Source organism: Candidatus Parvarchaeota archaeon, from assembly GCA_016866895.1.
In the GTDB taxonomy this organism is placed as follows: Archaea; Micrarchaeota; Micrarchaeia; order Anstonellales; family VGKX01; genus VGKX01.
On sequence record VGKX01000060.1, the window covers coordinates 1 to 6462 of the forward strand.

The 6462-nt window shown below is 48.0% G+C and carries 7 protein-coding genes; 3 read left to right on the forward strand and 4 right to left on the reverse strand.

Annotation, left to right across the window (positions count from 1 at the left end; translation table 11 throughout):
* The first annotated feature begins 367 nt into the window (after positions 1–367).
* The 3 genes from FJZ26_03195 (at position 368) to FJZ26_03205 (ending at position 1599) form a co-directional block, all read left to right on the forward strand.
* On the forward strand, positions 368–562 hold the full coding sequence (locus FJZ26_03195; protein MBM3229414.1) for a hypothetical protein: 195 nt from the start codon (positions 368–370) through the stop codon (positions 560–562).
* Positions 563–945: 383 nt separating this feature from the next.
* A complete protein-coding gene (locus FJZ26_03200) occupies positions 946–1176 on the forward strand; it encodes a hypothetical protein (protein ID MBM3229415.1) in 231 nt (76 codons plus the stop codon).
* Between the two features lie 201 nt (positions 1177–1377).
* Positions 1378–1599 (forward strand): hypothetical protein, encoded by a 222-nt coding sequence (locus tag FJZ26_03205; GenBank protein MBM3229416.1) that lies wholly within the window; start codon positions 1378–1380, stop codon positions 1597–1599.
* A 2-nt stretch (positions 1600–1601) separates the two neighbouring features.
* Here FJZ26_03205 and FJZ26_03210 read toward each other — a convergent pair whose 3' ends face one another.
* The 4 genes from FJZ26_03210 to FJZ26_03225 form a co-directional block, all read right to left on the reverse strand.
* Complete coding sequence (locus FJZ26_03210; protein MBM3229417.1) at positions 1602–2879, reverse strand: MoxR family ATPase; 1278 nt, start codon at positions 2877–2879, stop codon at positions 1602–1604.
* Positions 2860–4506: a VWA domain-containing protein gene (locus FJZ26_03215; GenBank protein MBM3229418.1), complete on the reverse strand. Its 1647-nt coding sequence runs from the start codon at positions 4504–4506 to the stop codon at positions 2860–2862. The genes FJZ26_03210 and FJZ26_03215 overlap by 20 nt, the downstream gene beginning before the upstream one ends.
* 129 nt (positions 4507–4635) lie before the next feature.
* On the reverse strand, positions 4636–5199 hold the full coding sequence (locus FJZ26_03220) for a peptidylprolyl isomerase (protein ID MBM3229419.1): 564 nt from the start codon (positions 5197–5199) through the stop codon (positions 4636–4638).
* Between the two features lie 45 nt (positions 5200–5244).
* The coding region (locus FJZ26_03225; protein ID MBM3229420.1) for a thymidylate synthase at positions 5245–6462 on the reverse strand (1218 nt) is incomplete at its 5' end.

A 6462-nucleotide genomic window follows, 5' to 3' on the forward strand; every position in this document is an offset into this window, starting at 1 on the left:
AAGCCTTCGGAGCAGTTCTTGCCCATGCAAAGTTTTTCCCTCCCCGAATATTTAAACGCTTCGTTTGGTTACATATCGTATGACCGATATGTTTATATACTTGTCCGGTAAATATATCGCACAACCGATACATGGCGCAAAGCCGGTTTTCGGAAGGTGAGAGACATGGCATATGGATGTTGCTGGCCAGGAGGGTGCGAGGCTCCCAGGAATTTCCTGACAAGGGAGGAAAAAATAGGGATGCTCAAGGAGTACAAGGAGTCCCTTGAAAAGGAAGTGAAGGGCCTTGCAGAAAGGATAAAGGAGCTGGAAAAGGCGTCCTAGCGCCTTTTCATTTTTTTCTTTTTTTATAATCAGATGAGCGTAGGTGGCATTCGACACGAGGGGATTTTTCATGCAAGAGAAGAGGAAACCTAAAAAAAGGGAGCCGCTGCCTGCACCTCAGCCGCCACAGGCCGCAAGTTGGGAGAATAGGACGCGTATAAAGGCAAACATGAGTGGATGCACGCCAGCTTTGGAATTTGCAGCCCACGGCAAGGAAACTGCCGTGTTTGGGATTTGAATATTGTTTCTGCAACGGTTATTTTCCCAGGACATTTATTTTCCCCTGGCCTTTTTTTCCCTGCTTTTTTGCCAGCCGTCCTTGAGGCGTGCCAACTTTTGAAGGCTTTGGTATGGATTTTTTCGCGCTTTGCCGACTTTAGTATTATCAGGTTCGTCTTCCATGGAAATCACGTATGTTTTTGCTAAATCCGGAATTGTTCAATCTTGAAATTGGATTGAAGAGGGACAGGGGGGGTGAAACCACGAAGGGGGCTGGTTTGGGCATTAGCTCCCATTGGTGAGCACTGGAAAGTTACCGCCTGCGCCACTTATAAACTGTTGACATGCCCAGGATAGATTGTTGAACCGAAAAATGAAAGCGAAAAAACAGGGGTGTGTAAAATGGCAAGGGGACGACCAAGAAAGATAAAGGAAACTGTGGCTGAAAATGCGGCTGCTGGAAAACAGGGGCAAGATGTGGGCGGGGTTGCAACTAATCCGGAAGTGCAAAAAGCCCAGGAAACCTTCCAGGTGAAGCAGGCGGCAGTGCAAGCCCATGGAACTTCTCAAGGGCAGCAGCAGGCAAGCGGGCATGAAGCAGCACAAGTGCAGGAAACAAAGGCGCAGCAATAGGCAGCTTAAGCATTGCGAAATTTTCCTGTTTCTTTTTTTTATTTTCTTTTTTTTTGAAAATATTTTTCAGGCCCAAATATCTTTTGCGCAAGTTTTTGTCAAACTGGTTTTCGTTGATTGACTTGAACAGATTAGAAAGATTTAAATATAAAATCACGAAAAGTTAGCATGTTAACGAACTGGTGGGTTGTTGGTGTTAGAATGATTCATTGCAGCAGATGCTTCTTGACATTGACAGAATATCCGGACTGCCCGTCAGCCCTTTATGATGACATATGGACCGGAGGGCATGTCCTGTTTTGCCAGTGCGGCTGCCATGGGCAAAGGAAAGATGAATCGGCAGTGCCTGTATCGGAAGTTTCAGAAATGACTGCAATTTCCATCGCAGCTAAAAGAAAAACAGGGCTCACGGGGCACCATTGATTTTACGAACCTGTTTTTTTCCTGATTAGGGAAAGCTGCTCATGGACAAGCTCTCCATAAACGCCGTCTTTTTTTGCGTACTCCTCAAGCCTGTGCAGGCTGGACTTTGCCTCGTCGGAAATGTGGCCGTTTTGGATGCCCTCAAGTGCCTTGAGAAGAACATGATCCATTGCTTCCCTTGCAATGAGATTTGCCTTTAGCTGGCCTGCCAAGTCCTCGTAAGCGTCATTGATGTTCTTGAATTTATTCAGGTAGGCAAGCTGGAGCCTCACCCTGTGGCGGATGGCGGGGACGACAAGGCTTTTTATTTCATCATGCGTCACCTGACTTTTGCCGCGCAGGTATGCAAGCGATTTTGAAAGCGATACCAGAGATAGCACAACGCGGGGGGACGCGGGGGAGCGATGGTCTATTTTAGGGCAAAACGGGCACAGTTTTGCGCAGTGTTCGTGGGAGGCTGTCGTCTTTGTCGACATTTCACCAAAGGTGCAGAATGACAAGTCGCGGACAAGCAAGGAAACGTAGCGCAGGATGCTATCAGGCACTTCGACTTTTTCAACCTCTGATTTCATGCCATCAAATTCAGATTCGGTCAGCGGCTTTGGAGGCTTGATTTGCTTGAGCTGCCCGGAGCCGATTTTGTACAGGTCATGGGACCCGGGGTGCTTCATGACAATGCACAGGTCAAACCTGTCAAGCATGGGGGGGAAAACTTCGTTTGTTGCGGAATCCGCATGGTTCATTGTCGCAAACAGGGGGCCGGTTGGAAGCAGCGGCGCCTCGTGCTGGTTGATGTGAAGCGAGCGCTTGCCCCTTGTGGTGTCCAGCAACTCCATAAGCGAGACTGCTGACTCCGGCGTAAGCCTGTTGAACTCGTCAATGAATTTGAAATAGGCCTTTGTCCAATTTGACCATTTTACTGCCTCAACCTTTTCAACAAGCAGTTTTTTCAGGTCGACTGGGCCTAGCACTTTGTTGATGTCAAGATTGGGTGTTGCCTGCAGCTTTGCAAAAGATGAACCGAGCATCTGCGAAATTAATAGAACCGATGTTGTTTTGGAGGTTCCCGGGCTTCCTATGATTATGGCATTTGTAGGGTTCGGGTTAATGCATGAGGCAAGCATAAGCTCGTTGTTTTCCCTGTTTCCAAGAATCATTGAGTTTAGATATGACAGATAATCCTCAATTTTTATCATGTGCGTATGCGGCATTTTTCCACCATTTTTTCTGCGCAGGCAGCTGTGTCCACTTTTTCCATTTCTATTCTTTTTGATACTCATGCAACTGCAGCAGGGCCCTGCTCAGGTGTTCTTGGGATTTTGCATGGACCACAACGCCGCGAGTTATCTGTGCCAATTCCCTTGCATTTGCTTCCTCACCCATATGGACAAGTGAGATAAGCCCCTGCCTTAGCGCAAGGGTTACCTGCTGGCTTGGAGCTTTCATATCAGATACCAGGATAATGTTTATGCCAATATGCTGTTGCTTGTATTGGGTTGCAAGCAGCATGCACGATGAATAGTCAGTTCCCCCGCTTGAATAGTTTGAGTAAAATGATTGCTCAAGGCCCGAGTAGTCTTCAGTGGGCGGGCAGTTTAGCCACACGTCGGTGGTAAAGCCCACAATGCCAATTTTTCCACTTTGTATCCTGTGCGCCTCGATTAGGGCAAATGCTGCGACGCATGAGAGGGTTTTTCCCATTGAGCCAGAGGTGTCAACAAGAAGAAGCGTTAGGGGCGCCTTTTCAATCGGCTGCCCGTGCCCCCGCTTTTTAACAAGCTGGACTGTCTTGAAGTTCGGCAAAATCTCCCCTGCCCCTTCAACCAGGCTTTCGCAAACATCAAGGGCTTGGGGGTCATCGCCCAAATCCCAAGACTTGAAGTGTAGAGGGGACACCATGCCCCCATAAGACTCGCTGGTTGCATGCAAATGAAAGTCAAGCTGCTGCATTGCCTGGGCCTTGAGAAGCTCAAATTCAGGTATTGCGGTTTTTGTTGACTGCTCAAGGCTTCTTGAAAGAAGCCTCCTGTTTTCCGGGTCAAGGCCTGCAAGGTATGCTGCAAGAGCCTGCCGCTTGTCCTGCACGGATGCGGGATTATATTCTTCCTGAACCGGAAGGGACTCGAAGGTTTTTCCTTGCGGCTTTCCGCCAAGCATGTAGCGAACCTGCCTGAATTTTTCCGGCAGTTTTTTTTCTTTTGGACCCAAAAAACCAAGGCCAATGAGGGCTCGGGCTTTTTCAAAAGCGCCTTTGGCCGCCCCGCTTTTGCTGCCCTGCGCCTTTGGGGAGTAAGACCTGATGATTTTGGCGCACTCGTAGGATTTATTGAATAGCTTCAGGGTAGGATTTGTTGCAATGTCAAAATATTTTTTTGCATCCTGCAGTAGGGACAACGATGCAATCGAGGAATACGGGCTTGGCCTGCCTGCGCACAGAAAATGGAGGTGGCCTATGAACATTGCAAGGGGCTTGTCTTGGGCGGGAACGTCCACCCAGTTTTTGGGGCTCAACAATCCCGACGGTGCAAGCGTGACATCAAAGCCCTTGGATGCAATGTAATTGTTTACAATTGTGTCTGAAAGCACATGCGCAAGCTCCTGCGCAAGTGCGTGGTCTGGCTCTACGGCCAGTGTGCCAGACTCTATTTCTAAAAGTTCCGGATAATTGCGCGGGCACACCTCAAGGTGCGCAAGCTCGTGGGCAATGATTTTTCTAACATGCTCCCTGCCGCCAATGCGCTCAAACTCCGCCAGGTCAATGGCAAGCTCCAGTAGGCCTGAGGCGGCATCTTGAATTACACGGCAGTCCATTAAGCCTGGGGAATCCGATATTTTGGATATTCTTGGATAGTGCATTGAGTGGCGGATTTGCTCAAAATCAGAAATAAGCTCCTTTTCGGACATCATAATAACGCCAGCACAAAACCCCTGCCCCCCGATTAACAATATTTGATTTTTGCTCAAAAAAAGTATATAAATTATATAGAGATGAAAAAAGAGCAGAACCCTGAAGAAAAGAAGAGCAAAAGGCCTTTTTTACTCTATGCTAACCCTTTCGATTATATCGCCCTGGCGAAGCTGCTGGACAACACCAAACCCGTCAGTTACTTGGCCAAAAACCGCGTAATTCCCGTCAAGCTGATGTATGTCCTCAAGTGAGACATAAAACTGGCTTGAGGCGCTGTTTGGGTCCTGCGAGCGGGCCATGCCAAGCGATCCCTTGACATGAGTCAGGCCAGGCACTATCTCAAGAGGTATTTTTTTGCTGCTGCCCCCTGTGCCATCCCCTTTTGGGTCACCGCCTTGGATTACAAAGCCTTCAACATAGCGGTGGAATGAAAGCCCATTGTAAAATCCTGATTTTGCAAGCTCCACAAAGTTCTTTCCTGTGATGGGTGCCTTGTCAGCATAAATTTCTGCCTTGAAAGTGCCTTTATTGGTTTTAAAAACTGCGATTGGATTTTTTTCTTGCTGCAAGTTATCACCTAAAGTTTGGTTGTTTGAATTAACTGTGTTTCCGTTCCCCGAAATACCCTGTTGGGTTGTACAGCCCACAAGTGCTATGAGAACGATTAGTAAAACGAATGTATATTTTTGCATGCAATCACCAAAAAATCGATCTTGACTTTGCTTGTGAGAAATGTTTTATCGTGTGCCGTATTTTTTGTTGATTTCCTCAATCCTTTTGTCAATGTTTTTTTCAGCCTCAAGCCGCTCAAGCTTTGCCCCTGACATGTCAACAAACTTCATGCCAGCTGCAAAAGCGGGATGGACTTTTTTAATCTCAAGGAACATGTTCTGCACCATGCGCCTGTAGTCAATGTGCCCTTGGGGCATGGAGCGCAGCTCAATAAGATGATACGCCTCGCGAAGGTTCAGGTTTATGTTCCAGCGCAACCTAAAGCCCATTGGGACTACGTATTGGGCCTCAAGTGGCATTTTTGCAGCAATTTTTTTGTAGACAGAGGAGGAGAAATTGACTGCCTCCATAACCTGCTTCCCAAAGCCTGCCTGCACAAGCTCAGGGGGCAGCTCAAAGCCATGGTAGACTGAAAGCGGCTGGCGGGTTTGGGTCATGAGCCTGTGGCGGTGCAAGTCGCGGTACATTCCAAAGTTTCCGCAAAGCGAGAATGCGTAATGGCAGTGCTCAAATGCGCGCCCAGGCTTGTGCCTTCTGTTTCCCCTGCTGCCAGCATATGCAGAAATTATGCTTTCTTTTTGCCCCTGGCTTAGGGATTTTGCCATTGCATAAAGCTCGGACAGTGACCTGTCAGAGTGCTCAAAGAGGATTGCTGCAACAACCTTGTTTTCAGCGTCATCAGAGAAATGGACAAGTTGCACGTCTTGCCTGCTTTCCTGGTTATCATAAAGCTTAAGGCCGTGCTCCTCAACTTGTTTTGAAACAGACTGGCAGGTGGCTTTCAGGTAAGCCTGGGTTGAAAGGCCATATGCATCGTTGGCCCTTTTCACAAACGAAGGAATCATTAATCCAAGCTGCTGGTGGGCAGATTGCGCGGCCTGCCTGATTTCACCAAGCTGGCTTGAATACATTTTCAAAAGCAGGTACTCAAAGGCCCTGCCATTGCCGTAAATGCCGGTATTTGTCATTGTCGAGGCAGGCAAAAGGCATCGAAGCACGTCGCACACCTTTGCCCTGACTGCCGAGGCATAAGCCCGCTGCGATGCGCTTGCATCGTTTGGGAACTCTTTTTGCACTTGCTGCGTCATTGGCTCAATGAGACTTGAATAAGTGTCAAAGAGCAAGTCGCATGCCTGAAGGTACTCTGATGCAAACTCGCTATCCATGATGGCAGGCTCACGTACATACCTGTATTTGCCATCCTCCTTTTGGTTGAAATAAAC

Bases quoted from the DNA above. Each gene is read 5' to 3' on its own strand.
- FJZ26_03215 (MBM3229418.1), bottom strand. From the start codon at position 4,506: ATGATGTCCGAAAAGGAGCTTATTTCTGATTTTGAGCAAATCCGCCAC.
- FJZ26_03200 (MBM3229415.1), top strand. From the start codon at position 946: ATGGCAAGGGGACGACCAAGAAAGATAAAGGAAACTGTGGCTGAAAAT.
- FJZ26_03220 (MBM3229419.1), bottom strand. From the start codon at position 5,199: ATGCAAAAATATACATTCGTTTTACTAATCGTTCTCATAGCACTTGTG.
- FJZ26_03210 (MBM3229417.1), bottom strand. From the start codon at position 2,879: ATGAGTATCAAAAAGAATAGAAATGGAAAAAGTGGACACAGCTGCCTG.
- FJZ26_03205 (MBM3229416.1), top strand. From the start codon at position 1,378: ATGATTCATTGCAGCAGATGCTTCTTGACATTGACAGAATATCCGGAC.